Source organism: Steroidobacter agaridevorans, assembly GCF_009932555.1.
Taxonomy (GTDB): Bacteria; Pseudomonadota; Gammaproteobacteria; order Steroidobacterales; family Steroidobacteraceae; genus Steroidobacter; species Steroidobacter agaridevorans.
Genome location: NZ_BLJO01000002.1, coordinates 777,426 through 803,861, shown reverse-complemented (window position 1 = coordinate 803,861; position 26,436 = coordinate 777,426). Strand labels below are relative to the sequence as shown.

The window sequence follows — 26,436 nt, the reverse complement described above, 5'->3', positions numbered from 1 at the left end:
CTACAATTCGCGCCCTTCGGTGGGCCCGTAGCTCAGCTGGGAGAGCGCCTCGTTCGCAATGAGGAGGTCAGGAGTTCGATCCTCCTCGGGTCCACCAACTTCCCCCAATCCTAACCAGAACAATGACTTAGTTCGGGCACGATCCGACGAGTCGAGCGCCTTTCAACCGGTAGGAGTGGCAGAGACCGCCGCATGCTCACCAGAATCGCGTCCTTCACCGCGCTAATGATGAGCGCGATCTGCATGACTGCCGGCGCTGCCGAGCAGACCCCCGCCCAGACCGCCGCCGACCCTGTCACTCAACGCGCCGTGATGACCGGCGAGCAAGTGGTGCAGATCCTCGACGAGACCGTCGACTGGTATCGCACGCTGGGCACGCAGCAACAGGCCGCAACCCAGCCCAGCGACCTGCTGATTCTTTATGCCAACCGCCAGACGGCGGACAAAGTCATGGCGCTCGCGTTCGAGATCGCGCGGGCCAATGCGGAGCTGATCAGCAGCGAGGCCGGGGCCAAACAGGAGCAGCAGGAAGCCAGCTCGCCGGAAACGGAGTCGCTCACCCGGATCAGAAAGAAGCTCGATGAGCAGCGCACCGAGCTGCAGGGCGAGATCGAAGGCGTGCGCCGTCAGATTGCCGCAGCGTCGGGCAAGGCCAGAGAGGAGCTGCAATCCCGGCTTTCGGTCCTGCAGAGCGAGCTGGATCTGATCAACGCACGCCGCAATCTGTTCGCGAACATGACTCAGTACGCGAACGAAAACGCCGGCGCCAATGCGCTCAAAGCCCACATCGACGCGATTGCCGCGTCCATTCCCGCGAGTGCCGGGCCCGTCACGACCACCACCACCTCGACCACGCCGGCGGCGGGCTCGACGTCGGTCACGTCTGCCGTGAGCACCTCGCTCAGTCAGTTCGGCATTTGGGATCTGACCGCGACGGTGCTGCGCTTGTCGGCGAAGGCACGCACGATCGAAACGGTCGATCGGCGCACGGAGGATCTGCAGGAGGTCTTTACGCAGATTCGCGAAAAGCCGCTGGATCAATTGAAGGCGCTGTCCGCACGTAGCGATGCGCTGGCGGAGGAGGCGGCAAAAGACCCGACCAAGTTGAAGTACGTGCGCGATCAGTACGACACCATCGCGTGGCTGTTCCAACAAACCTCCGGCATCGTCACGCCGCTGAGCAAGGCCGAGGTTTTGCTCACCCAGTATCGAAACAATCTGGACAACTGGCGGGAGGCGACGCAGCGTCAGACTCGCGATGCATGGCGCGCTCTGGGCATTCGGCTCGCGATCTTTGCGGGCCTGCTGGCGCTGGTGTTCACCGCGGCTGAACTGTATCGACGCGCGGTGTTCCGTTACGTGACCGATGCGCGCCGTCGCTCGCGTTTGTTGCTGCTGAGAAAGATTCTGCTGTGGGCGCTCGTCGTTGCTATCGCTGCCGCGACCTTTGCAACCGAGCTGGGATCGTTGGCCACGTTCGCCGGCCTCATCACCGCCGGTCTCGCGGTCGCCATGCAAAGTGTGCTGGTGTCCGTCGTCGGGTATTTCTTCCTCATCGGCAAGTACGGCATCCGCGTCGGCGATCGTGTGCAGGTCGGCAACGTGACGGGCGAAGTGATCGACCTCGGCCTGGTCCGCCTGCACTTGATGGAATTGAGCGGGCAGGACGGGGCGATGAGCCCGACCGGACGCGTTGTAGCCTTTGCGAACTCCATCATCTTCGGCGCGACCGGGGGCTTGTTCAAACAAATCCCCGGCATCAACCTGGCTTGGCACGAGATCACCGTCCGGCTGCCCGCCGGCGCCGATGCGGCGGCGTTGAAGACGAAACTCATCGAAGCCGTCGGCGGCGTGCTCAAGGATTATCGCGACGACATCCTGCGGCAAACGCAGGAGATTCAGCGCACGGCGCAGGTGCATGGCAGTGCGGATGCGCAGCCGCAGGTTCAGCTGCGATTCTCGGCGGAAGGTGTCGATGCGATCGTGCGCTATCCGGTCGAGCTGCTGCATGCCGCCGAGATCGACGAGCGCGTTTCCCGCGAAGTGCTGCAGGTGATTTCATCGGAACCCACGGCGTCTCCGGCTGCTTAACTCCACGTTGTTGGAGCAGTGAGGAGACGTTCATGGCGACTCACACGAAGCAGAGTCATTCGACTCGCAAGACCAAGACGCCGGGCACGATGAAGGAAGTGCTGTCGGCCAATGTCCGTCATCAGCAGCGGCGAGCCAAGGCGACCGCGAGTCCGCCCGAGGCACAGCGTTCTCCGCATCAGCGGATCAAGGACGCGGGCCGCAAGCGGAAGGCGCACTGACGAGGATCATTTGCTGCGTCAGGTGCGTTACGCCGCCGAATCCTGAAATGGGAGCGGTGCGATGGCGCGAGCCGGTGGCCAGTCCGATCGAGCGAATATCCAGCTCGGCTACAAACTGATGTCGGAAACCACCGGACCGCGCGAGCTGGTCCGCAATGCGCAGCTGGCCGAGGAGGCCGGCTTCGATTTCGCCGGCTTATCCGATCACTACTTGCCGTGGCTCGAGTCCCACGGCCACTCGCCATTCGCGTGGAGCGTGCTTGGCGCGATTGCGGAGACTACCGAGCGCGTCGGCATCGCGACCGGCCTCACTTGTCCCATCATTCGTTATCACCCAGCCATCATCGCGCAGGCTGCTGCGACCATTGGCGTGATGAGCGAAGGGCGCTTCACGCTGGCGCTCGGTGCGGGCGAACGTTTGAATGAGCACGTGGTGGGTTATGGATGGCCGCCGGTGCATCACCGTCACGCGATGCTGCGCGAAGCGGTCGAGATCATGCGAGGGTTGTGGGAAGGCGGGCTGTTCTCCCATAGCGGCGAATTCTACGAAGTCGAGAGCGCTCGTATTTATGATTTGCCCGAAGAGCCGGTGCCGATCGTGATTGGCATCAGTGGCAAGAAGTCGGCGACGCTCGCCGGTGAGTTGGGCACGGGAATCATGGCGGTCGAGGCCGAGCCGAGCCTGATCAAGGATTGGAAGGCGGCGGGTGGCGGCGAGGGTGCGCGCTACCTCGAACTCTCGTTCGCTTATGCACGCTCGGAGAAAGAGGGGCTCGAACTCGCCCACAAATATTCCCGTTTCGGTGCGCTTGGCTGGGAAGTACTCGCGGAGTTGCCCGGCGTGAAAGGTTTCGAGGGCGCGACTCAGCACATCAAACCCGAAGATCTGAAGGACAGCATTCCGCATGGACCGGATCCCGAGCCTTACTTCGAACAGATCAAGAAAGCGATCGACGCGGGCTTCGACCATCTCGTATTGATGGGGGTCGGCCCGGATCAGGAAGCATTCATTCGCTTCTTCGAGCAGACGTTGGCTCCGGAGGTGCGAGGTTTGGGGCAGAAGGGTCGGCCCAAGGCGGCGGCCAAAAACAAGAAGTAGTAAGCAGCTCGGAGCCCTGCGGCTCCCTCGATGGGTGGTCATGCGCGCATGAGCCGGATTCTACGGATACCAATAATTGGTATATATTGGTATCCGCAGGAGGTAGCATCATGGCCAAGAACACCAGCATTTCCCTCGGGGATCACTTCGAGGGCTTTATCAATCAGCAGATAGAGAGCGGGCGCTACGGCTCGGCCAGCGAAGTCGTGCGGGCGAGTCTGCGCTTGCTTGAAGAACATGAGCGGAAAGTCGAAGCGCTGCGCCAAGCGTTGATCGAGGGCGAAAACAGCGGCGAGGCTGGCGAGCTGGATATGAAGAAGATTAAAGCGAAGGCGCGTCTGCGGTCAGGAGGCTGATGCGGAAAATACTTTTAAGCCCGCTTGCGGAACGCGACCTGATCGGCATCTGGCAATACAGCCTTGGTCAGTGCAGCGAGGTGCGCCGATCAGTATCTCGATGATCTGGATGAAGGCATGCAGCGCCTTGTCCGCCATCCGGAGTCCGGGGCCAGTCGCGACCGTGTGCGACGCGGATACCGCGTACTCTTCATCAAGAGCCACGCGGTCTATTACAAAGTTACCGCAACGACCATTCACATCATCCGCGTTCTGCATGTCCGCATGGACGCTGACGGGCATCTGTAAATTCAAGTCGTTCTGCTCCAACGCCTCATCTCTGCCGCTGCGGTATGATCTTCCCCAGGTCTTCCGCGGAGAGTTTCGATGTCGACGAGTAGCGTAGCCGGGGCGGTGGTCGCCGGGCAGAAGCGGCCGTTGGGGCCGGCTGTGGTGGCTGCGTTGAGGGAGCGGTTTGGGGATCGGTATGTCACGTCGGAGGCTGTGAGGCAGCATCATGGTCGCGATGAGTCAGCGTACGACATCACTCCGCCGGACGCCGTCGTTTTCGCGCTAACGACTGAAGATGTCGCTTTCACGCTGGCGCTGGCCAATCAGCACGGCGTGCCCGTCATTGCCTACGGCGCAGGCTCGTCGCTGGAAGGGCATTTGCTTGCCGTGCAGGGCGGCATCTGTCTTGATCTTTCTCGGATGAACAACATTCTCGAAGTCGACGCGGCAGAGGGGATTGCCGTCGTCGAAGCGGGCGTGACGCGCAAGCAGCTCAACGAACACATTCGGCAGGAAGGCGTGTTCTTCTCCGTCGATCCGGGAGCCGATGCGACGATCGGCGGCATGATTGCCACGCGTGCGAGCGGCACAAACGCGGTTCGCTACGGAACAATGCGTGAGAATGTTTTATCGCTGACGGCCGTCACTGCAAGCGGCGAGATCATTCACACGGGCACACGCGCTCGTAAGTCCTCTGCCGGTTATGACCTCACGCACTTATTGGTAGGCAGCGAAGGAACGCTGGCGATCGTGACGCAGGCGGTGGTGAAGTTGCGGCCGGTGCCGGAGGCGTCGAGTGTGGCGGTCGGGCACTTTCCCGATGTCGACGCGGCAGTGCGCACGGCGAGCGAGATCATTCAGTATGGCTTGCCGATTGCGAGATGTGAGCTGCTGGATGAGATGACGGTGAAGGCGGTCAATCGATACAGCAAGCTCACGTTGCTCGAGCGGCCCATGCTGTTGATGGAATTCCATGGCAGCGAGACGTCGGTGGCCGAGCAGACGGCGGTTGCCGAAGAGATTGCGAAACAGAACGGCGGTGAAGAGTTTCGCTGGACGAAGCTGCCCGAGGAACGTACGAAGCTGTGGAGCGCGAGACACAATGCCTATTTCGCGACGCTGCAGTTGCGGCCGGGCTGTCGGGTGTTCTCGACGGATGCGTGCGTGCCGATTTCAAAGTTGGCGCAGTGTATTGCGGAGACGAGGGCGGACTTGTCGGCGAACGGAATACTCGCGACGGTGCTGGGGCACGTCGGCGATGGGAATTTCCATGTGTCGATGGTGCTCGATCCCGCGGACCAGAAAGAATGGGAAACCTGCGAACGTTTCAACGACCGGCTGGTGCATCGGGCGATCGCGATGGGAGGCACGTGCACGGGCGAGCACGGAGTGGGGCTGCACAAGAAGCGCTTCCTGGAAGCGGAGCACGGCAAGCAGGCAGTGGATGTCATGCGAGCGCTGAAGCGAACGATGGATCCGAACAACATCCTGAACCCCGGAAAAATCTTCGACTAGGTCGGCCCTGGCCGCCTTCGGCGGCCGGGCCTGCCGCGTCAGCGCCACAATCCTGCAATCTTCCCGCGACGATTCTGTAAAACGCCCTCGGCATAGTGCACGGCCATCACGCGCTGTTGCAGAGGGGTTGCTATGCGTTCGAAGTCCGTCTTGCTGGCCGCGACGGTGGCGGCTACGTTTTCCGTCGCCGCTCATTCGCACGATCAATATTCGCATTCCAACGAACAGGACAAGTACGAGGAGCGCCTGGAAGGCATCGGGGCTCGCAACAAGGCGGCGCAGCGACTGACGTGGCGTGACTCGCGCTGGAAGCACGACCCAGTCGTCAACATCAAGCTGCTCGGTATCAACGATTTCCACGGCCAGCTCTCCCCTCGGGCCGTCGGCGCTCGTCCGGCGGGTGGCGCGGCGGTGCTGGCGTCATATCTGCGTGCGGCCTCGGAAGCGGCGAAAGACGGCGCGATCATCATCCATGCGGGCGACCATGTCGGTGCGTCGCCCCCGAACTCGGCGCTGCTGCAGGACGAGCCCGCGATCAGTGTGTTGAATCAGCTCGCCAACAAGCAGTGCTTGCCGGTGAAGCTGTTCCGCAAGCTGCCGTATGAAATCCAGGCTTACACCCAGCCCCGTTGCAACATCGTCGGCACCTTCGGCAATCATGAGTTCGACGAAGGCATCGGCGAGGCGCTGCGTCTGGTGTACGGCGGCAATCATGAAGACGGTCCGTTCCTCGAGAAGCGCTGGCAGGGCGCCGAGTTCCCGTACATCGGCGCGAACGTCATCGACGAGTCGACTGGCCGGCCGGTGCTGCCGCCTTACACCATCAAAGTGATGAACGGCGTCGCCATCGGCTTCATCGGCGCGGTGTTGAAAGAAACGCCGACGATCGTGACGCCCACCGGCGTCGCCGGCCTGAAGTTCATCGACGAAGCCGACGCCATCAACGCGTCGGTGAAACAGCTGAAGCGGCAGGGCGTGAAGACCATCATCGTCACCATTCACCAGGGCACGGGCCAGACCAGCTACACCGGTCCGACCGATCCGGATGTGCTGCCGCCGAGCGGCCCGATTGCGAACATCGTCAAGCGCCTGGATAGCGAAGTGGACGTGGTCGTGTCCGGTCACGCGCACGGCTTCACGAATGCGCTGGTCCCGAACAACGCGGGCAAGCACATTCTGATGACGCAGGCATTTTCGGCGAGCACGGCGTACGGCGACATCGATCTCGCCATCAGCCGCAAGAGCGGCGACGTGGTGGAGAAGTCCGCCGCGATCGTCACGACCTGGGGCGACGAAGGTCCGGGCCTGGTGCCCGATGTGAAAGTGGCCGAGCTCGTGGCGCAGGCCGATGAGCGGGTCGCGCCGCTGGTGAATCGCGTCGTCGGCACCGTGACGACCGCGTTGACCCGCACTGAAAGCAGCGCGGGCGAATCGTCGCTCGGCAATCTGATTGCAGATGCACAGCGTGTGACAACCGACGCCGAGTTTGCGTTCATGAACCCAGGCGGCATTCGTGCCGACCTGGCGGCGGGCGAGGTGACCTGGGGCGAGCTGTTCACCATTCAGCCCTTTGGCAACGACCTGGTGTCCATGGACCTGACCGGCGCGCAGATCAGGACGCTGCTGGAACAGCAGTGGCAAGGCCAGGCGTTTCCGAAGATTCTCAAGTCCTCGGGGCTGACCTACACGTGGGATAACGCCCGTCCGGTCGGCGATCGCGTGACACAGATCCTGAAAGCCGACAGCACGCCGCTCGATCCGGCCGCGACCTATCGCGTGACGGTCAATAGCTTCATGGCCGCAGGCGGCGATGGCTTCCTGGTGCTGCCGCTGGGCGCCAACCGGGTGGTCGGCCCCGTCGATCTGGAGGCGCTGGTCGAGTATGTGGAATCGCTGCCGCAGCCCTTCAGCGCCGCCATCGAAGGCCGGATCGTCCGTAGTAATTAAAGAATGTAATGACCGGAGCGCAGGGAGGGTGATGTAATAGGGAACAAGGATGTTCCCAACGCCAGACACGCCAGATGCCCGCCCCAAGCCCATGCCCGCTGTGCTCAGCGAGAGCCTGGGTGCGGACCGTGGGCTGATCTGCGGGTACAGGCTGCGGCCGAACGCCGCGCCCCAGGAAATTCCTACCGAAGAAGTCGCGACTGCCTTGGTGCAAGCCCAGGCCGGCTCCGACGCAGTCGTCTGGCTGCATTTCAATTTGAGCGACGCACGCGCCCGCCGCTGGCTGCTCGATGCGGCGTTTCTGCCCGAAGCGTTGCGGGAGCTGTGGCGCGAGCACGATGGCAATCGCCGGGTCGAGCTGGTCGAGGACGGCGGCCTGCTGCTGGTGGTCAACGACTTCTCTTATGACGATGCGTCCGATCCGTCCGAAGTCGCGCCGCTGTGGTGTTTCGCCAGCCAGCATTTGTTGATCACGGCCCGGCTGCATCCATTGAGAAGCGCCGACGAGCTGCGTTTGCAAATGCGCTCGCACCTCACTGCATCCTCGGGCATCGAAGTGGCCGCGCAACTGCTCGACATTCGCACCAGCCGGGTGAAGCGGCTGGCCAACGAGATGACCGATCAGCTGGACACCATCGAGGATCGCATTCTCGCCGGCAAGATCGAGCAGCAGCGCGAGCTGCTGGGTCGCAATCGACGCTTGTGCGCCCGGCTGCGGCGGCAATTCGCGCCGGAGCGGTCGGACTTGAATCGTTTCCTGCACCGGCCGCAAGGGCCGTTGTCCCAGGCCGATCGCGAAGCGTTGCAGTCTTCCACCGATACGCTCGCATTCGCGCTCGAAGAAATATCCGAGCTGTACGAGCGCGCCAAGCTGCTGCAGGAAGAATTGGCCTCGCGTCTGGCCGAGAACACCGGCCGCAACTTGTATGTATTGTCGATCGTCACCGCGGTGATGCTGCCGATGACGCTGGTCACGGGCATCTTCGGCATGAACGTCGGCGGGTTGCCGGGCTTGCATGGCGGCCACGCGTTCTGGTGGGTGATGCTGCTGATTCTCGCCAGCGGCGCAGTCACGCTCGCCGCGTTCTTCTGGCGCCGGTTGTTATAACTTCCGCATCGTTGTAACCGCGTGTCTTGCGTGTGTATGACACACGCAAGCGGCTCGTCCTGCGCCGCTGTCCAACTCACATAACTCTTCATCGACGCGTCACATCGTCTCTCTAAGTTTGCCGCGCTGAAACCGCTTGCGCGTGTCAAGCGCGCGTGTCTCACAAAACCGCTGGCACGTGCGCACCCCGTCGTAAAAGGTTCAAGAACTTTGTCACCACGTGACATGACGCCTTCGTAACTTGCAGCGCGCCTAGGTGCTGCGCGCCGAAGCCGAAACTTTTGGTTCGTCTCTCAATCAGTGAAGGGGACTCTTAAATGGAAATCTCGTTGAAGAATGTGGTGGCAATCGCCATTGCCGGCGCGAGCGCGCTCGGCGCGATGACTGCGTCTGCGGACGTCATCAACACCGATACGGGCAACGGCGAGCTCACGCTGTTCGTGCGCAACGACACGACCGGCGACGTGTATGCGCGCGGCCTGCAGATCCGTCTCGATGACATCCTGACGGAAAGCGCCATCCAGACCGGCGGCTACACTCCCGCGTCGGCCAACCAGCGCGGCTACGTGCTGCCGCAAATCGGCCCGGACGCCAATCTCTCTTCGTTCCTGAGCCAGTCGGGCTCGTTCACCTGGACGATCATGGCGGGCGACAACACCGGCCTGGTGAACGTCACGGGCGGCAAGCGCTACCTGACCACCACGCCGGCCGATCTCACCAACGGCACCAGCGTCACGATCAACAACCTGGGCAGCTCGTACAACAACCTGTTCACGATGATCAATCAGCTCAACGCGTTCCTGCCGGATACGTCGGGCAGCTCGATCACTTCCAACGGTCAGTGGCGTCAGACCGGCTCGGTCCCGGGTCAGGTCGCCGGCGACTGGTACGGCATCGGCCCCAACAACGTCAATGCGCTGGGCTCGGCCGCGAACTTCTACATGCTCGCCGCTCCCGGCGGCAGCGGCGCTGCTCGCGTTTATCAGTTCGCCGATGTGACGCTGCTCGCCGATGGCACGCTCGCCTCCGCTGTTTCCTCTGTGCCGCTGCCGGCCGCGTTCTGGCTGCTGGGCACGGGCCTCGCTGGCCTCGCCGGCGTGAGCCGTCGTCGTAAGAGCGCCTGAACGGCGCTCCCCGACGTCATCTGCAAAGTTGCAAAGTTTCAGGAGTTTAATGATGCGTAATGTGAAGATTGCCGCCGCGCTCGCCGCGGTCTGCGCCGGTGGCTCAGCCTATGCGTTGCCGCCCGACACGGCTCACCAGATCAACCTGGTGGTCGCCGGTGCTTCGGCCCAGCGCAACACCTTCCAGCAGGAATTCACCGCGATCTGCCAGGCCGGCACGCTCGATCTGTATCAGGCCAGCCCGACCACGAACCAGGACTTCCGCGCTTACAGCTGTACGCTGAACGCCTCCGGTCTGCCGGCGAGCATCGCTGGCCGCAGCGCCATCGTGTACTACCGCTCCGAGGGTGGCTCGGTGTACGGCGTCGGTCCTCTGGCGAAGAACCTGCAGGTCAAGCGCCTGCTCGTGAACAGCTCGTGCACGCGCGCTACGCCGCCATCGTTCGGTGGCTGCTCGGTGAGCGGCTACAACCTCACGACCGATGCGGGCTCTGGCAACCTGACGAACTCGGTGGTCGATCTCGGCGTCTCCGACGTTGAGCCGGCTCGTTTCGTCGGTGAGAACTGGCCGGCGGTCGGCACCTCCGCGCTCGGTGCGGAGCCGACCAACACGCAGTTCAACACGATCTCGTCGCAGACCGCGACCGGCACCGTGTTCGGCATTCTGGTGAACTCCAGCGTCGCCGTGACCGACCTGTCCCGTCAGGACATCAACTCGATCTTCACGGGTCAGTATGGCACCTGGGATCAGGTCGCCGACGCCGACAACACCACTGGCCCGACCGGCGAGATCACTGTGTGCCGTCGCGAGCCGGGCTCGGGCACGCAGACCTCCGCGTCGATCTATTTCAATGGCCAGGGCTGCCCCGGCGGTTATCCGTTCGTGGCGTTCCCCTCGGGGCCGCTGTTCGGCAATCCGGTGATCGAGAACGGCACCAGCTCGTCGATGAACACCTGCGTCGCCAACAACCCGAGCGCGATCGGCATCCAGACCTACACGGCGGCCGCTCCGGCCGGCACCAAGTGGGTGACCATCAACGGCAAGCAGCCTGGCAAGGTGGCCGCCGCTCTGGGTGACTACGACTTCTGGTTCGAGTCGACCTTCAACAAGGACGAAGTCATTGCCGCGAAGCCGCTGGAGAACGCGCTGGCCGATTTCCTGATCAGCCGTGCCCGTAACGCCAGCACGATCCCGGTCAACGACTCGGTGTTCGCGCTGTCCAACGGCGGCGCCAACCTGCCGGTGATCCCGGTGGCGAACGATCGTCCGATCGGCCTGGGCACCCGCGGCGGCAACAGCTGCTTGCCGCCGCAGGGCACGTTCTAATCCAGATCGATTGTTTGCTCAGGAAACGAGCCGGCCTTCATGAGAAGGCCGGCTCTGTCGTTTCTAGGGAATGAAACAAATGGGCGCGATGTCACGGCTCGGTCACATGCGCGCTATAACGTCGCGGGCGTGGAAGGGCGATGTTTGAAGGGCATCGCATGCATAAATATATCAGCGGGGCGAAGAACATTCGTATTTCATTTGTCAGCCGCGGCGTGCAGGCGGCGGTGTTGCTCGCGCTCGCCGGTTCCGCGCTGGCGCAGGAAACAACGCCTGCCGACCAGCAGTCAGTGCAGTCGCAAGCGAAGTTCGATGTTTGGGAATACCGGATCCTGGGTAACTCGGTGCTGCCGCGCGCCGATATAGAAACATTGCTGTACTCGAACCTCGGCCCGGCAAAGACGCTGGACGACGTCGAAGTGGCGCGCGCCGCGCTCGAGAAGGCGTATCGAGATCGTGGCTATGGCACGGTGTTCGTCGATATTCCGGAGCAGGAGGTCGACGAAGGAATCGTGCGCTTGCAAGTAACGGAAGGAACGATTGCGCGCGTGCGTGTCACGGGCGCGAAGTACTTCTCGAATCGCGCCATCCGCGCGGCGGTGCCGGCGGCGCAACCGGGCGCCGTGCCGCATCTGCCGACGGTCCAGCAACAGCTGACGGATCTGAATGCGCAGACGCCGGATCGCAGCGTGGTGCCGGTGATGAAGGCCGGGCCACGTCCGGGCACGGTCGATCTTGGCCTGACGGTGAAGGACGAGCTGCCGGTCCACGCCAGCGTGGAAATGAACAACCAGTTCACCAGCAATACGACCGAGCTGCGAGCCATTGCCGCGATCAGCTACGACAATTTGTTCGACCGCCTCGACAGCCTCGCGTTCCAGTATCAGACGTCGCCCGAAGATATGTCGGAAGTGTCTGTCTTTGCGGGTAGCTACACGACCCGGCTGTGGGATTCGCAATCCAAGCTGGCGTTTTTCTATATCGATTCCGACAGTGACATCGCGACGGTCGGCGATGGCGGCGCCACGATCTCAGTGCTCGGTAAAGGTCAGATCTTCGGCACGCGCTACATCAATCCCTTCCATGCCAGCGCCGCCGCGACCCATGTGTTCATCGGCAGCGTCGAGTACAAGGACTTCGCCGAGAGCGTGCTGTCCGAGGATCTGTTTCGCACGCCGATCTCCTACATGAATCTTTCGGTGGGCCACACCAGCGCCTGGCGCTTCGAGCAGCAGCAGGTGACGCTCGCGTCGAGCGCCAATTTCGGCTTTCGCGGCATGTCGAACAACGCCGAGGAGTTTCGTGACAAGCGCGCCCGCGGTCGTCCGAACTATTGGATGCTGCGCGCAGATACGTCATACAGCCGACAACTGCCGTGGAGCTTGAATTTCCGCGTGCGTGGCGCAGGCCAGTATGCAATCGAGCCGGTCATCAGCAACGAGCAGTTCTCGATTGGCGGCGCCGACGGCGTGCGCGGTTATCGAGAAGCGGAGCAACTGGGCGACATCGGGTTCAAGACCTCCGCCGAGCTGGGCTACGCGCCCATCGACATGTTTGCCCAACGTGCGCAGGTCGGCGTGTTCATGTTTTATGACTTCGGCCGCATGTCGCGCATCGATCCGCTGCGCAACCGGGACAATGTGCTGATCGAAACGCCCGATCAGTCGTTCCGCAGCGCCGGCATCGGTTTCGACTTCAACGCCTTCGGTTTCCTGAGCGGCGCGCTGACCTGGGCGTATCCATTGATGAGTACGCCCGACGCGGATCTCGACGGCACCAAGGAAGGCGACTCCCGCATCCATTTCAGCATTCGCGGCAGCTGGTAGCTGCCCCGTTTCTCGCGACACCATGAAGCACGAACTGCGCGCGGCTATCCGTTCCATTCTCGCGACTCAACATCTCGCGTTCCTCGGCGGCACGCTGGCGCTGGCCGCCTCAGTGAGCTGCAGCGTCGATGCAGCCGAACTGCCGTTGGTGTGTACGCCCGGGACATGTTTCCAAGGCGGCCAGGCAGGCCCCTCGCAATGGGTGACGTCCGGCGCTGCTACTGAGGTGCGCACGGGCAACACGCTGACCGTCAATCAGACCACCGATCGCGCGGTGCTCAACTGGGCGAGTTTCAACGTCAGCGCGGATGGCCGCGTGATCTTCAATCAGCCCAACGCCAACTCGATCGCTCTCAACCGCATTTATCAGGACAGCCCCAGCCAGATCTTCGGCACGGTGGAAGCGAACGGCCAGATTTATCTGGTGAACCCGAACGGCTTCGTGTTCGGCCGCACCGCGCGCATCAATGCTGCCGGCATCCTGGCGTCGACGCTGAGCATTTCCGATGAGACGTTCGCGAGCGGTCTCCTGGCGCCGGAGCATGTCAAAGCGCAGCGTGCGGCGCTGCAATCGGACGGCCGGCCGTATGTGCAGGTCAACCAACGAGATCCGGTTACCGGCGAGCTGCGTCCGGTCATCGATCCGGCCACCGGCGAGCCGATGGAAATCAAGCTGGTGGTGGAAGAGGGTGCGCAGATCGCGAGCATCGGCACCAACGGGCGCGTGCTGCTGGCGTCGCGCACGGTGGACAACTCCGGCACGATCTCATCGCCCGACGGACAAGTGATCATCGCTGCCGGCGAGCGTGTCTATCTGCAAGCGAGCTCCAATCCCGCCCTGCGCGGCCTGCTGGTAGAAGTCGCTGCGGGCGGGGAAGCGTGGAACCGATTGACTGGCGATATCAGCTCGGCACGCGGCAATGTCACCGTCGCCGGTCTGGCGGTCAATCAGAGCGGCAGAATTTCTGCGAGCACGACAGTTTCTGCGAACGGCTCGGTGAAGCTCATAGCGCGCGATACTCCGAGCTTTGTCGCGAACAGCGACGGCAGCACGTCGCTCGGTGCGGGACAGAATGGTGGACGTTTGGAAATCGGCGGCACCAGCCTTATCGACGTTTTGCCGGACCTTGCCAGCACGGAAACTGCCGTCGACGATCAGAAGCAGCTCCTCTCCGACATCAGCATGTCGGGCCGCGAGATATTCCTTCGCTCGGGCAGCCAGATCGTCGCGCCGGGAGGCAATCTGACCGTGACGGCCGCTGGCAATCCGGCCTCGCCGGCATCGTACGACCCGAGTGCGAGAATTCGCGTCGAATCGGATGTGCAGATCGATCTGTCAGGCAGCGATGTGACATTGCCGATGTCCCGCAATCAAGTGACGGTGGAGTTGCGCGCCAACGAGCTGCGTGACTCGCCCTCGCAAAGAAACGGCGCATTGCGCGGCCAGACGGTGGTGGTCGATGCCCGGGTGGGCACGCCGCTGGCCGATGTCTCCGGCGCACTGGCCGCCATTCCGAAGAGCATTGCCGAGCGAACCTCGGCCGGCGGCACCGTGTCCTTCAATTCCGAAGGCGATATCGCTGTGTCCGATGGCGCCCGCATCGATGTTTCGGGCGGCGTGACGACGTACACGGAAGGGCCGATCGCCACGTCGCAGCTCATCGGCGCCGACGGCCGCGTTTATGACATTGGCGACGCCGATCCCAATCGCACGTACGTGGGCGTCATCAATCCGATGTTCCGTCGCGCCGACGATCGCTGGGGCTTCGTCGATCTGATCGCCGCGCCGGGCATCGGCAACATGCGAGCCAGCTACGTGGCCGGCAGCGATGCCGGCACCGTGCAGTTCGCAGCGCCGAACATGGTATTGAACGGCACGTGGCTGGCCGAAACCGTCATCGGTCCCTATCAGCGCCGCCCGGACCAGGCGCCGCTCGGCGGCCAGCTCATCATCGGCTTGCCCGACACCGTCTCCCGGGAGCAGACGCCGGACTATCGCGCGCCGTCCGTGACATTTGCACGGCAAGCACCGACGTCGATTGCCGTCGGCGACGATGCAGCCTTGCCGCCGCAACAAGAGCTGCTGCTGCCGATCGAATATCTGTCGCGAGGCTTCACGCGCTCCGCCATCTACAGCAACGGCCGTATTCTGGTTCCCGAAGATGTACCGCTGAATCTGACGGCCGGATCGTCGCTGTCGCTCACGGGTCATCAAGTCGAAATTCGCGCCAGCATCAACAGCGCCGGCGGCTCGATCTCGGCCACCTCGGGCTTGACGGTGGGCACCGGGGCGCAGCTCGAGCGCGCCGGAATAGCGGTGGGCGATAATGTCACTTTGGACGTGCAGGGCAACTGGATCAATGATGCGCTGACGGCGCGCACCGATCCTTTCGGTCGTCCCACGTCCTCGATACTCAGCGATGGCGGCACCATTTCATTGACGACTAGCGCGGACTACGCCGAGCTGGTGCTCGGCGATCAGGTGCAGATGCTGGCAAACGCCGGCGCATGGATGCAGCGGGATGGCTCGGTGCAAGCGGGCAACGGCGGCTCGATTCAGATCGCCGCCAGCGGCCTCGACAATGCGCTCGAAATCGGCGAAGGCCTGGGGGTGCAGGCCTTCGGCATGCTCGGTGGTAGCGGCGGCGAGTTTTCCTTGATGGCGCCACGTATCGAAGTAACGTCGCAAGCCGCATGGATCCAGGCACAGCGGCTCGATCCACTCGATCAGCTCGATCCGGAAGATCCGACCGCGCCGCTGCCGGAGCTCGAATATCTGGGCGTCGGCACTTCGCTGTTCACCGATTTCGGCTTCCGCAGCGTATCGCTGACCGCGACCGGGACAGTCGATGCGGACCAGGACGGCGACGCGTTGCGCATCGCCGCCGATACAAACATTCAGGCGCGCACCGGTGTGCGGCAACTGAACGATGCCAGCGCCGACGTGGCGAGCACGAGAGACCTGACCGGACTGGCGACGGTTTTCTCGCCGCATGAATCGCTCCGCGAAGCGATGGAGCTGACCTTTGCGGTTGCACCGGGTGGCGAGCCGGCCCCGATCCGGATCGGCCTGCTCAACATGCAGGCCGGTGCTTCGATTGACGCCGATGCCGGTTCCTCGATCGCCTTCGCCAGCCTCGGCGGCATCAAGATGGATGGCACGATCCGCGCACGTGGCGGCTCGGTCGACATGCGCGTCACGGTGCCCACCGCGACCGGCAGCGATGAAGGTTATCTGCAGAATATCGGTTTGCACCTGGGCTCGAACGCCGTGCTCGATGTATCGGGCACGGTTGTGTACGACCCCGCTGCAGACGGGCTGCTCACCGGCACGATCTACGATGGCGGCAAGGTGAATCTGCAGGCGAATCGCGGCTTCGTGATCGCGGAGCAGGGCTCGCTCATCGATGTTTCCGGCGCGAGCGCCGCGATCGATCGCAATCTGGCCGGCGGCAAAGGGCTGACTCGCGATGTAATCGGCAGCAACGCGGGATCGTTGTCGTTGATTGCGCCCGAGGCCGTCGGCTTCAACGGCTCGTTCCGCGCGCATGCCGGTGTCGGCAGCACGGGCGCAGCGACGGGAGGCGAGCTGGTGATGCGCCTGTCACGCAACTACGGCTTCGAACCCGGCCGCGACGCTGTGCAGCCGACTTACCCGTCCAATCCACGCGTGCTGCGTGTGACTTCGGAGGACATCGCGTTGGGCGGCTCGGCGCCGCCGAGCGGCCTGGCGGTGTTGCGTCAGGATGTCATCACCGAGTCAGGCATCGATGCCCTCACGCTCGACGCTGACGGCCGCATCGAGTTCGACGACATCTCCTTGTCGATGAATCGCCGCATCGTGCTCGACAGCCCGGAAGTCATGGCGCGCAACGGCGCCGATGTTTCTTTGTCGGCGCCATATCTGGCAGTAGGTAATGGTCTGGCCAACCGCGCGGCCGTTACTCCCACGGAGGGCACCGGCAGCCTTGACTTGCGGGGCGAGTTTATCGAAGCGATAGGCGCTGTTTCCTTGTCCGGTGCGGCGACCAGCACACTCGCGAGCGCGACCGATCTGCGACTGCGCGAGGTCGAACAGGGCACGGCGCGTGCCGGTCACCTTCAGGCAGCCGGCGATCTCACATTGCGGGCCACTCAGATCTATCCGGCCACACTCACTTCGTACTCGCTCTCAGCGGTTGGCGAGCACAGCACGTTGCGCCTCGAATCGTCCGGAATGCCGGCGTCGACGCCGCTGAGCGCGGGCGGCAAGCTGACCTTGAACGCAGCGAACATCGAGCAGTTCGGTTTGTTGCGCGCGCCGTTCGGCTCGATCGATATGAACGCGACGGAAACCCTGACGCTGCGCGCAGGCAGCGTGACCTCGGTGAGCGGCAATGGCGCTCTCATTCCCTTCGGACGGATCGAGAACGGCGATTGGGTTTACGAGCGCGCAACCAGCGAGCCGGTGCTGGACAGCATTCCTGAGCGTCGCATCGGGCTCAATGCGGCATCGATCGAACAGGATCAGAACGCCACGCTGGATCTGCAGGGCGGCGGCGATTTGTATGCTTACGAGTGGCAGCCGGGTACGGGCGGCTCGCGCGATGCGCTCGCGGCCGGATACTTCATCGAAGTGGAAGGACAGGAGGATCCCGAGTTCATTCCCTTCGGCCGCTTCGCCATCGTGCCTTCGCAACGCGGCCAGTACGCCCCTTACGATTTGCAGGAAATGAAACGCTACGACCTGCAGGTCGGCGACAGCGTGTACCTGAGCGGCGTCCCCGGACTCGAGCCGGGCTTCTACGCGCTGTTGCCGGCGCGCTATGCGCTGTTGCCCGGTGCCATGTTGATCGAGCCCGTGGCCAACACCACCGATATTCAACCCGGCACGGTCAGCACGCTGGCCGACGGCACGCCAGTGGTTGCCGGCTATCGAACCTTCGGCAACACAGGACTGGGCGGCACGAGATACACCGGTTTCGCGATTCGTCCGGGCTCGCAGGCGCGCCAGCTTGCTGCCTATCAGGATTCGTACGCGTCTACGTTCTACACCGATCGCGCCACTCGGCTGGAATTGCCGGACCCGGTGCTGCCGGCGGACGGAGGCAGCTTGTCGTTGCTGGCGACGACGTCACTGGACATGCGCGGCATCGTCAACGTCTCGGGCGCTCAAGGCGGACGCTCTGGACGCATCGAGGTCGCTGCGACCGATCTCGAAGTCGTGAACACGGTGACAGAAGGCTCGGGCTCCGTGCAGATTGCCGCGTCGGTGCTCAATGGCTGGAAGCCCGGTGAGCTGTGGCTCGGCGCCATCCAGCGGGGCGATACGATCGACGTCGTCGCCGATCGAGTGCAGATCGCCGATGGCACGAACGTGGTTGCGGACGAAGTGATGTTGATGGGCAATCGCAGCGTCGAAGTGGCTGCAGGCGCACGAGTTGCTTCGACCTCGGCGACGCGCGGCGCGACCATCGACGCCGATACGCTCGACGCAGGCATTCTGCAGCTCAACGATGGCGATGCCGGCGCGGCCATGCTGTCGGTGTCCGATCGTAATTTGTATAGCGTGCTGCGAGAGGACGGCGACCTCGAAGAGGGCGTGATCGATGTTGCTGACGGCAGTGTGCTAGCGACCGGCGGTGCGTTGTTCGTCAATGCACCGGATCGCGTGCGCCTCGCCGGCGACATTCAGGCGAGCGGCGCGCAATGGCGAGTCGGCTCCAGCACGATACGTTTCGACAACGCGGAGCATGCCGATGGCTTGAGCATCGACTCGTCGCTGCTGGCCCGGATGCAGCAGGCCGGCTCGTTGAGCCTGGTCAGCGGCGGCGCCATCGATTTCGCCTACGCGCTCGATCTGGGCGGGGCCGATCGTCTCGATTCGATCTCGTTGCGGGCGGCGTCGCTGAACAATCTGTCCGGTGGCGACGTGAATTTCTCGGCGGACAACGTCGTGCTTGCCGGCATCGCCGATAGCAACGCCACCGCGAGCACAGGAACAGGAACGCTCTCGATCAATGCCGACCACATCGAGCTCGGCGCGATCGTACCGGCGCTGGCTACGGTCGTGGACCAGGAGGGCAACTCGCTGCTGGTGCAGGTCGAGGAGGAAGCGGGCAAGCTTGCGTTGAGCGGTTTCGCACGCACGACGTTGACCGCCCGTGGCGACATTCGTGGCGTCGGCGAGTCGGAGTTGCTGATCGGCGGCGATCTGGATCTGAACGCGGCACGCGTAACCGCCGCGAGCGGTGGCGAAACGACCATCGACGCGAGCGGCGATGTCAGGATCGCAAGCAGGGGCGCCGCATCGAGCTCCATCGACGGCATCCTGGGCGGCGGATTGAAGATCACCGGCCAGAACATCGAGCACGCGGGCACGTTGTTCCTGCCTTCGGGGCTGGTGACACTCGAGGCGCGTTCGAATCTGTCGGTCGCGGACACGGGCGTCATCGATGTTTCGGGCCAGTTGGTGCGAGCGGCCGATCGCGTCGTCGGCAGCAACGGCGGTACGGTGCGCCTCATCAGCGGCAACGATATGACCACCGCAACGGCGTCGCGACTCGATGCTGACGGCGCAGGCGGCGCCGATGCTGGGCGCGTATCCATCCATAGCACGGGCATCGCGACTCTCGCGGGAGCAGTGACGGCCAACAGCAGCGGCGCTGCAGTGGGCGGTGCGTTCGATCTATATGCGGGCACGTTGACCGACAGCGCCGGGCTGGTGAGCCGCTTGCAGTACGGAGGATTTACCGAAACGCAGTCGCTGCATGTTCGCAACGGGGATCTGCAGCTCGCGGCGGGCGAGACCGTCACGGCACGAAACATTGAATGGACCAGCGATCTCGGCGACGTGCGCATCGACGGCACCATGCGCGCACCCTCGCAAAGCCAGCGCAGCTCGATTCGTCTGTACGGCACCGATGTGAATCTCGGTGCGACTGCAGTGCTGAACGCAGACGCGAATGAGGGCGTGCGATTCGGCGGCGACATCGAGCTCGGCAGCTCAACTGGCTCCATTTCAGTGGCGTCGGGCAGTCAATTGTCGGCGCGCGGCGATGAGCTCGACGGCAGCCTGCGATTGCGCGCCACCGCGACCACCGCGACCGATGCGCAAGGAAACATCATCAACGATGTGGCTGTCACCGAGCTGGCCGGAACGATCCGCGATGTGGACGGTGTGGTGATCGAATCGGTGCGGACGTTCGACGTGCCGGCCACGGTGAACGCCGGCCAGTACGCCACCGTTCGCAATGACCTCACGACCTACATGGCGACTGCCGGCAGCACCATTCGCGATCGCCTGGCTGTCGATGGTCTGCGGGTGGAGGCCGGCGCTGAGCTGCGGCACACAGGCGACCTGGAGTTGCAGACACTGGATCTGTCGTCGTGGCGTTTCGACGGCTCTCCGATCGCATTCACCGCGCGCGCCACTGGCTCGATCACCGTCGCAGGCAACATCAGCGATGGCTTCATCGGCACGCGCTTGCAGGACGACAATTCGGCGACGCTGCGCTTCGCCGCAGGCGCGGATCTGACGAGCGCGAACCCGAACGCGGTGGTTCGTGGCGCAGCGGGTGACTTTGCATTGACGGCCAGCCTTGCGAGGGTGCCAAGCGTGGTCCGGACGGGCACTGGCGACATTCGCATCAGTGCCGCAGGCAACGTGAAGTTTGGCGACAAGACGAGCGTGTATGCGGCGGGTGTGAACGGCACGACTCCGGTCGGCGTGCTCTATTCCTTCGCGGATCGCGGCGGTAGTGTTTCGATCTCCGCCGGCCAGAGTGTGATCGGCTCGAAGATCTCACAATCGGTCGGCGACTGGCAGCGTCGCCAGGGTGCGTCCGATACGTTCAATCAGGACACCCGGTGGGCGCCGAACTGGAGCGCGTTCGCTTGGAACGTCGGCACGTTTGGCGGCGGCGACATCAGCATTCTCGCGGGCGCCAATGTAAATGACTTTTCCGCAGCGGCGGCGGACAGCGGTACGGAGCTGGTGCGCGATACAGTCACTCAATTCGGCGGCGGATCGCTGTCGATGCGGGCGGGCGGCGATATCAACAGCAACATGTTGTACGTGGCTCGAGGCGACATGACGCTGCGAGCTGACGGCGGGTTGCTCAGCACTCGCACCGGCGTCAATGACTCGGCATTGGGGACGGTGTTGATGTTGGGCGACGCGCAGGCGACGATCACTGCCCGGGACGATATCAACCTCGAAAGCATCTTCAACCCGACCGCGGCCAGGCAGCCCGGCGCAACCACCACGTTCTTCACATATACCGGGCGCTCGGCGGTCGACGCACGCAGCAGCGGCGGCGATGTGGTGCTGAACGTCAGCAACAATCGTCTCGCTGCATTCCTCGATTCTCCTGGGAAGAACAACACGACCGAGAGCGGCAAGGCGCTGGCAGTGCTGCCCGCATCGCTCAGCTTGATGAGTTTGGCGCAGGATGTGCGCCTGGAAGGCGACTCGTTCGCGCTGTTTTCCTCGAACGACGGACAACTGGACGTGTTCGCCGCTCGCGATTTCACGGCGGGCAGCGCTGCGACGGTGACGATGACGGATATCGCCGATGCCGAATTGCCGTCGGCGGTATTGGCATCGCGAAACTCCATCGCGCCGCTGTTGGACGCGATGTTCCTGTCGACGGCATCCGCGAAGACCGCGCGCCATGGCGACGACGCGCAGCCGGTGATGATCACCGCCGGACGTGACATCGTCGGCCAGAATCTGTCGCTGCCGAAGGCGGTGCGCATGACGGCCGGTCGTGACATCGTCGATACGACGCTGCGAGCGCAGAACCTGCGCGCCGGCGATATTTCTTCGGTGCACGCGGGCCGCGATCTGCGTTACTCGCCGACCTTGACCACGGGCGAGATGACCATTGGTGGCCCGGGTCGATTCGATGCTTACACCGGCCGCAACCTTGACCTCGGATACTCCACCGGTCTGACCACGACGGGCCGCCTGCTGAACGGCGCCATCGAAAGCGAGGGCGGCGCCGATCTGAACGTGATGGTGGGCATGGCACGCGACATGGACGGCTCGGCCTTCGTCGACAAGGTGATCGCGAACTCGGCGGAACTGCTCGATGCGCTGGTGAAATTCATGCAGGCACGCACTGGTGAAGCGCAGAGCTATGCCGATGCAGTCAAGGCGTTCAAGGCGCTCGATCCGCTCGATCAGCGACCGTTGTTGCTGGATCTCTTCTACGGCGAGTTGGTGGCCTCGGGCCGTGAAGCCAACTCCGATCCCGCCAAGGGCTTCACCCGCGGCTACGCTGCCATCGACGCGCTGTTTCCCGGCAGCCGTGAAGAAGATCCGGCGGACAACATATTCAAGGGCGATCTGACGCTCGCCTTCAGCCGCATCTACACGCTGGATGGCGGCGATATCTCGCTCACCGTGCCGGGAGGATTGCTCAACGTCGGCCTGGCGAATCCGCCGGCGTCTTTCGTGGAGAATCCGCGCGATCCCTCGCTGCTTGGCATCGTCGCGCAACGGACGGGCAATGTAAGCGTCTTCACTCGCGACGATGTGCTGGTGAATCAATCGCGCGTCTTCACGATGCTCGGCGGTGACATCGCCATCTGGTCGACGCTCGGCGATATCGACGCCGGTCGCGGCTCGAAGTCGTCGCTGTCGGTGCCGCCGCCGCGTGTCATCGTGAACAGCGACGGCCGCGTCACGCTGGATCTCTCCGGCGCGGTGGCCGGCAGCGGCATTCGTACCATCGCAACGGACAAGGCAGTCAAAGCGGGCGATGTGGATTTGATCGCGCCGCGCGGCATCGTCAACGCGGGCGACGCAGGCATCGGCTCGGCCGGCAACTTGAATATCGCCGCCGAACAGGTGGTCGGTCTCGACAACATCCAGGTCGGCGGTGTCTCGACCGGCGTGCCGGCGGAGACGAGCGGCTTGGGCGCGAGCCTCGCGGCCGTGTCGGCGGTTGCGAGCAGCGCGTCGTCCGCGTCGAATTCCTCGGCCGAGGAGAACGACGAGAGCGACGAGGCGCAGGCGTCGCTGGCGCAGACGGCTTTGTCGTGGCTCGAAGTGTTCGTCATCGGCCTCGGCGAGGAGAACTGCAAGACCGACGACATGGAATGTTTGAAGCGCCAGCCGCTCAACTGAGCACGAATGTATGACGCGGGCTGCACACATGTCACAAAAGCATCACCTGCGACTTCCATAATCGCCGCGCCTTGCGGACAACCACGCAGGGCGCGGCGGCGCATAGACGCACGTCGCAACTCACAGTAAACAAATCTCAGCTCGAAGGGTCGAACAGCGTGCGCAAACTCGCGGCGTTCCTATTGCTCATCGTTCCGGTCATCTGTCACGCCTGGTGGAACGATGAGTGGAATTTCCGGAAGGAGATCACTCTCGACCTGTCGGCGGCCGGCGCGAACATCACGGGCAGCCCCGCCGATGTGCCGGTGCTGATCCGTCTGCACCTGGGCAACTTCGGTTATTTCGCCGATACCAAGCCGGACGGCTCCGACCTGCGCTTCGTCTCGGGCGACGACAAGACGCCGCTGAAGTTTCATGTCGAGCGCTACGATGCGACCAGCAATCTCGCATTCGTGTGGGTGAAGGCGCCGCGGCTGGCCGGCGGCACGGCGACCGAAAAGATTTATCTCTATTACGGCAACACCAAGGCGCCGGGCGGCGCCGATGCCGGCAGCACGTACGATGCGTCGCAAGTGCTGGTTTATCACTTCGGCACGGAGCCGACCGCGACGGATTCGACCGCGTTTGCCAACAGCGCGAGCACGTTCACCGCCGAAGCGAACCCCGCATCGCTGATCGGGGCCGGCGCCAAGTTCTCCGGAACGACCTCGATCGGCACGCCGTCCACGGCTTCGCTACGGCTGCTTCCCGACCGTGGTGTGACGGTGTCGGCTTGGGTGCGTATCGAAGCGCCGCAGACGGATGCGTATGTCGCCGAGCTCGCAGGAAACAATCGCTCTCTCTCGCTTGGCATCAACGGCACGCAGGTGTTCGCTCGAGCGACGGCGAACGGCCAGGAGCAGGCGAGTGCGCAATCGGCGGGGGTGCTGGTGCCCGGACAATGGCATCACCTGGCGATGACCGCAGCCGCGGGACGCGTCACGTTGTTCGTCGACGGCGCTGAAGTCGCCGCGACGCCGGTGGAGCTGGCCGAAATCGCCGGCACGTTCACGCTGGGCGCGAGCGCCGGCGGCACGAACTTCCTGACCGGTGAAGTGGACGAGGTGCAGGTTTCCAACGTGGCGCGCAGCGTCGAGTGGCTGCAGGCCGCAGCTCGCAGCCAGGGCCAGGAAGCGCCGCTGGTCGTGTATGGCGGCGACGCGCAGAAGGAAGGCGGCGAGGTTTCCTACTTCGCCATCACGATGAAGAACGTCACCGTGGACGGCTGGGTCGTGATCGTCATTCTGGCGGTGATGTTCGTGATCGCCATGCTCATCATGATCAGCAAGGCGCTGTACCTGGGGCGCGTGCAAAAGGCGAATGCCGCGTTTCTCAAAGAGTTCGAGAACTTGAAGGGCGATCCGACCGCGCTGGACAAGCCGGAAGGTCCGGACTCGCCTGGCGATGCCGCGCTGGACGAATCGGGCTTCATGCCGCATCTGAAGAGCGAGAAGCAGGATAAGTATCGCGTCTCGACGCTGTATCGCCTGTATCACCATGGCGTGCAGGAAATGACCGGTCGCATCGGCCTGAAATCCGCGGGAGCTCGCGCGGTCACGAACTTGACGCCGCAAGCGATCGAGGCCATTCGCGCCACGATGGATGCGACGCTGGTGCGACTGACGCAGAAGCTGCAGGCGCAGATGGTGGTGCTGACCATCGCAATCTCGGGCGGCCCGTTCCTCGGGCTGCTCGGCACGGTGGTGGGTGTGATGATCACGTTCGCCGCGATCGCTGCCAGCGGCGACGTGAACGTCAACTCCATCGCGCCCGGCATCGCCGCGGCGCTGGCGGCAACCGTCGCCGGCCTGGCGGTCGCGATCCCGGCGCTGTTCGGATACAACTGGCTGAACACCAGGATCAAAGAGATCAACGCCGACCAGCGTGTGTTCGTCGACGAGTTCGTCACTCGAGTCGCGGAGCATTACTCGTGAGCGCCTCCGCCGAAGAAAAAGACGTCTACGACGAGATCAACATCACTCCGATGCTCGATCTCGCCTATGTGCTGCTGGTCATTTTCATCATCATGACCACGGCCTCGGTCCAGGGCATCACCGTCAATCTGCCCAAAGCCAGCGAAACGCCGGCGATCGCGAAGCCGAAGACCAAGGCCGTGTCGATCACCGCCGACGGCACGATCTATCTGGACACTTATCCGGTCAGCATCGAAGAGCTGGAGCGGCTGCTGACGCAATACAAGGCCGCCGATCCGGAGTTGCCCGTGATCATCAAGGCCGACTCGACCATTCAGTACCAGAAGGTGATCGATGTGCTCGACGTGGTCGGGCGCCTGGAGATCACGCAGCTGGGCCTGGTCACGCAGCGCGTTGTGAAGTGACGACCCGTGGCGCAGCCCCCGAGTCAACGCCTCCGACGTCTGGTGCCGGTGCTGGTGGGCGGCGTCATCGTCGCCGTCGTGGTCGCCGGTTTGATCTGGCTGATCCGCGACATGCAGAAGACGCCGAACGAGCCGAAGCGCGAAGTGGCGCAAGTGGTGAAGCTGATTCGTCCGCCGCCGCCGCCCCCCGAGCCGCCGCCGCCGCCGCCGCCGGAAGAGAAGATCGAAGAGCCGTTGCCGCAGGAAACGCCGGAGGAAGCGCCGCCGGAAGAATCGCAGGCGCCGGAGCAACTGGGGCTGGACGCCGAAGGGGTTGCCGGCGGCGACAGCTTCGGTCTCGCTGCGAGGAAGGGCGGGCGCGATCTGGTGGGTACGGGCGGAGCCGCGTTCGCGTGGTACACCAGCTCGCTCAAGGATCGCATCCTCGAATTCCTGTCCGACGACGAGCGCATTCGCAAGGGCAAGTACCAGGTGACCGTCAGTGTGTGGGTGCGCAGGGACGGCTCCATCGAACAGATCAAACTGCGCAGTACGTCCGGTGACCAGGGCCTCGATCGCGCGATCGAGGAAACGCTGCGACACATGCAACGCGCTCAGGAAGCGCCGCCGATCGAAATGCCGCAACCCGTTACTTTGAGGATCGTTTCGAAATGAAAGTTCTGGCCGCCAAGAGCCTGTGCCGCGCCGCTGTCGCGCTGACCGTGCTGATGCACGCGCCGGCATGGTCGCAGACCGCAGATGCCGAGAAGCGCTCGCTGGAAGAGGTGCGCAACACGGTCATCAATCTGCTGCAAGCGCTGGTGCAGAAGGGCGTGATGACGCGCGAACAGGCCGAAGCAATGGTTGCCGATGCGCAGGCCAAAGCGACCGCCGACGCAAACGCGCGTGCTGCCAAAGAAGCTGCGGAGTCCGATGCTGTCCGTGTCACTTACGTGCCCGAGTCCGTGCGCAAGCAGATCGCAGCGGAAGTTCGTGCGGATATGAAGGCCGAAGTGACTCAGGAAGTGATGGCGCAGGCGAAGAGCGATGGCTGGGGCGTGCCCGGCGCGTTGCCTGGCTGG

Annotated in this window: 16 protein-coding genes and 1 tRNA gene; 16 read left to right on the top strand and 1 reads right to left on the bottom strand. The window is 63.6% G+C overall.

Features of this window, described 5'->3' with window-relative positions:
• The first annotated feature begins 21 nt into the window (after nucleotides 1-21).
• The 5 genes from GYH35_RS10275 to GYH35_RS10255 all read left to right on the top strand — a co-directional run bounded on the left by GYH35_RS10275 (nucleotide 22) and on the right by GYH35_RS10255 (nucleotide 3,767).
• Nucleotides 22-97 (top strand) — tRNA-Ala (locus GYH35_RS10275).
• A gap of 95 nt (nucleotides 98-192) precedes the next feature.
• Nucleotides 193-2,091 carry a mechanosensitive ion channel family protein gene (locus GYH35_RS10270; RefSeq protein WP_161815867.1) on the top strand — a complete coding sequence of 633 codons (1,899 nt, stop codon included), beginning with the start codon at nucleotides 193-195 and terminating at the stop codon, nucleotides 2,089-2,091.
• Nucleotides 2,092-2,123: 32 nt separating this feature from the next.
• Entirely contained in the window at nucleotides 2,124-2,312 is a 189-nt protein-coding gene (locus tag GYH35_RS10265) for a hypothetical protein (RefSeq protein ID WP_161828321.1), read from the top strand.
• A 61-nt stretch (nucleotides 2,313-2,373) separates the two neighbouring features.
• Complete coding sequence (locus tag GYH35_RS10260) at nucleotides 2,374-3,411, top strand: TIGR03557 family F420-dependent LLM class oxidoreductase (RefSeq protein WP_202624214.1); 1,038 nt, start codon at nucleotides 2,374-2,376, stop codon at nucleotides 3,409-3,411.
• A 110-nt stretch (nucleotides 3,412-3,521) separates the two neighbouring features.
• Nucleotides 3,522-3,767 carry a type II toxin-antitoxin system ParD family antitoxin gene (locus tag GYH35_RS10255; RefSeq protein ID WP_161815865.1) on the top strand — a complete coding sequence of 82 codons (246 nt, stop codon included), beginning with the start codon at nucleotides 3,522-3,524 and terminating at the stop codon, nucleotides 3,765-3,767.
• On the opposite strand, the gene GYH35_RS35585 is transcribed toward GYH35_RS10255, so the two are convergent.
• Nucleotides 3,756-4,076: a hypothetical protein gene (locus GYH35_RS35585; protein ID WP_235936747.1), complete on the bottom strand. Its 321-nt coding sequence runs from the start codon at nucleotides 4,074-4,076 to the stop codon at nucleotides 3,756-3,758. The genes GYH35_RS10255 and GYH35_RS35585 overlap by 12 nt on opposite strands.
• A gap of 57 nt (nucleotides 4,077-4,133) precedes the next feature.
• Here GYH35_RS35585 and GYH35_RS10245 point away from each other — a divergent pair, with 57 nt between their 5' ends.
• From GYH35_RS10245 to GYH35_RS10195, 11 genes are all read left to right on the top strand, one after another.
• Nucleotides 4,134-5,552, top strand: coding sequence for an FAD-binding oxidoreductase (locus tag GYH35_RS10245; RefSeq protein ID WP_161828320.1), 1,419 nt, complete (start codon nucleotides 4,134-4,136; stop codon nucleotides 5,550-5,552).
• A gap of 132 nt (nucleotides 5,553-5,684) precedes the next feature.
• The gene (locus GYH35_RS10240; RefSeq protein WP_161828319.1) at nucleotides 5,685-7,499 is read left to right on the top strand and encodes a bifunctional metallophosphatase/5'-nucleotidase; all 1,815 of its coding nucleotides are present in this window, start codon (nucleotides 5,685-5,687) and stop codon (nucleotides 7,497-7,499) included.
• A 49-nt stretch (nucleotides 7,500-7,548) separates the two neighbouring features.
• Nucleotides 7,549-8,607 carry a CorA family divalent cation transporter gene (locus tag GYH35_RS10235; RefSeq protein WP_161815861.1) on the top strand — a complete coding sequence of 353 codons (1,059 nt, stop codon included), beginning with the start codon at nucleotides 7,549-7,551 and terminating at the stop codon, nucleotides 8,605-8,607.
• 317 nt (nucleotides 8,608-8,924) lie between these two features.
• Nucleotides 8,925-9,731 carry a VPLPA-CTERM sorting domain-containing protein gene (locus tag GYH35_RS10230; protein WP_161815860.1) on the top strand — a complete coding sequence of 269 codons (807 nt, stop codon included), beginning with the start codon at nucleotides 8,925-8,927 and terminating at the stop codon, nucleotides 9,729-9,731.
• A gap of 49 nt (nucleotides 9,732-9,780) precedes the next feature.
• Entirely contained in the window at nucleotides 9,781-11,058 is a 1,278-nt protein-coding gene (locus GYH35_RS10225; protein WP_161828318.1) for a substrate-binding domain-containing protein, read from the top strand.
• A 158-nt stretch (nucleotides 11,059-11,216) separates the two neighbouring features.
• Entirely contained in the window at nucleotides 11,217-12,884 is a 1,668-nt protein-coding gene (locus tag GYH35_RS10220) for a ShlB/FhaC/HecB family hemolysin secretion/activation protein (RefSeq protein ID WP_161815858.1), read from the top strand.
• Nucleotides 12,885-12,906: 22 nt separating this feature from the next.
• Entirely contained in the window at nucleotides 12,907-22,998 is a 10,092-nt protein-coding gene (locus tag GYH35_RS10215; protein ID WP_161828317.1) for a filamentous haemagglutinin family protein, read from the top strand.
• A gap of 158 nt (nucleotides 22,999-23,156) precedes the next feature.
• Nucleotides 23,157-24,971 (top strand): DUF2341 domain-containing protein, encoded by a 1,815-nt coding sequence (locus GYH35_RS10210; protein WP_161828316.1) that lies wholly within the window; start codon nucleotides 23,157-23,159, stop codon nucleotides 24,969-24,971.
• Nucleotides 24,968-25,375: an ExbD/TolR family protein gene (locus GYH35_RS10205; RefSeq protein ID WP_161815855.1), complete on the top strand. Its 408-nt coding sequence runs from the start codon at nucleotides 24,968-24,970 to the stop codon at nucleotides 25,373-25,375. Before GYH35_RS10210 ends, GYH35_RS10205 begins: the two co-directional genes overlap by 4 nt.
• A gap of 6 nt (nucleotides 25,376-25,381) precedes the next feature.
• Nucleotides 25,382-26,029, top strand: a complete 648-nt coding sequence (locus GYH35_RS10200) for a TonB family protein (RefSeq protein ID WP_161828315.1) — start codon at nucleotides 25,382-25,384, stop codon at nucleotides 26,027-26,029.
• The coding region (locus tag GYH35_RS10195; RefSeq protein WP_202624213.1) for a putative porin at nucleotides 26,026-26,436 on the top strand (411 nt) is incomplete at its 3' end. The genes GYH35_RS10200 and GYH35_RS10195, both read left to right, overlap by 4 nt.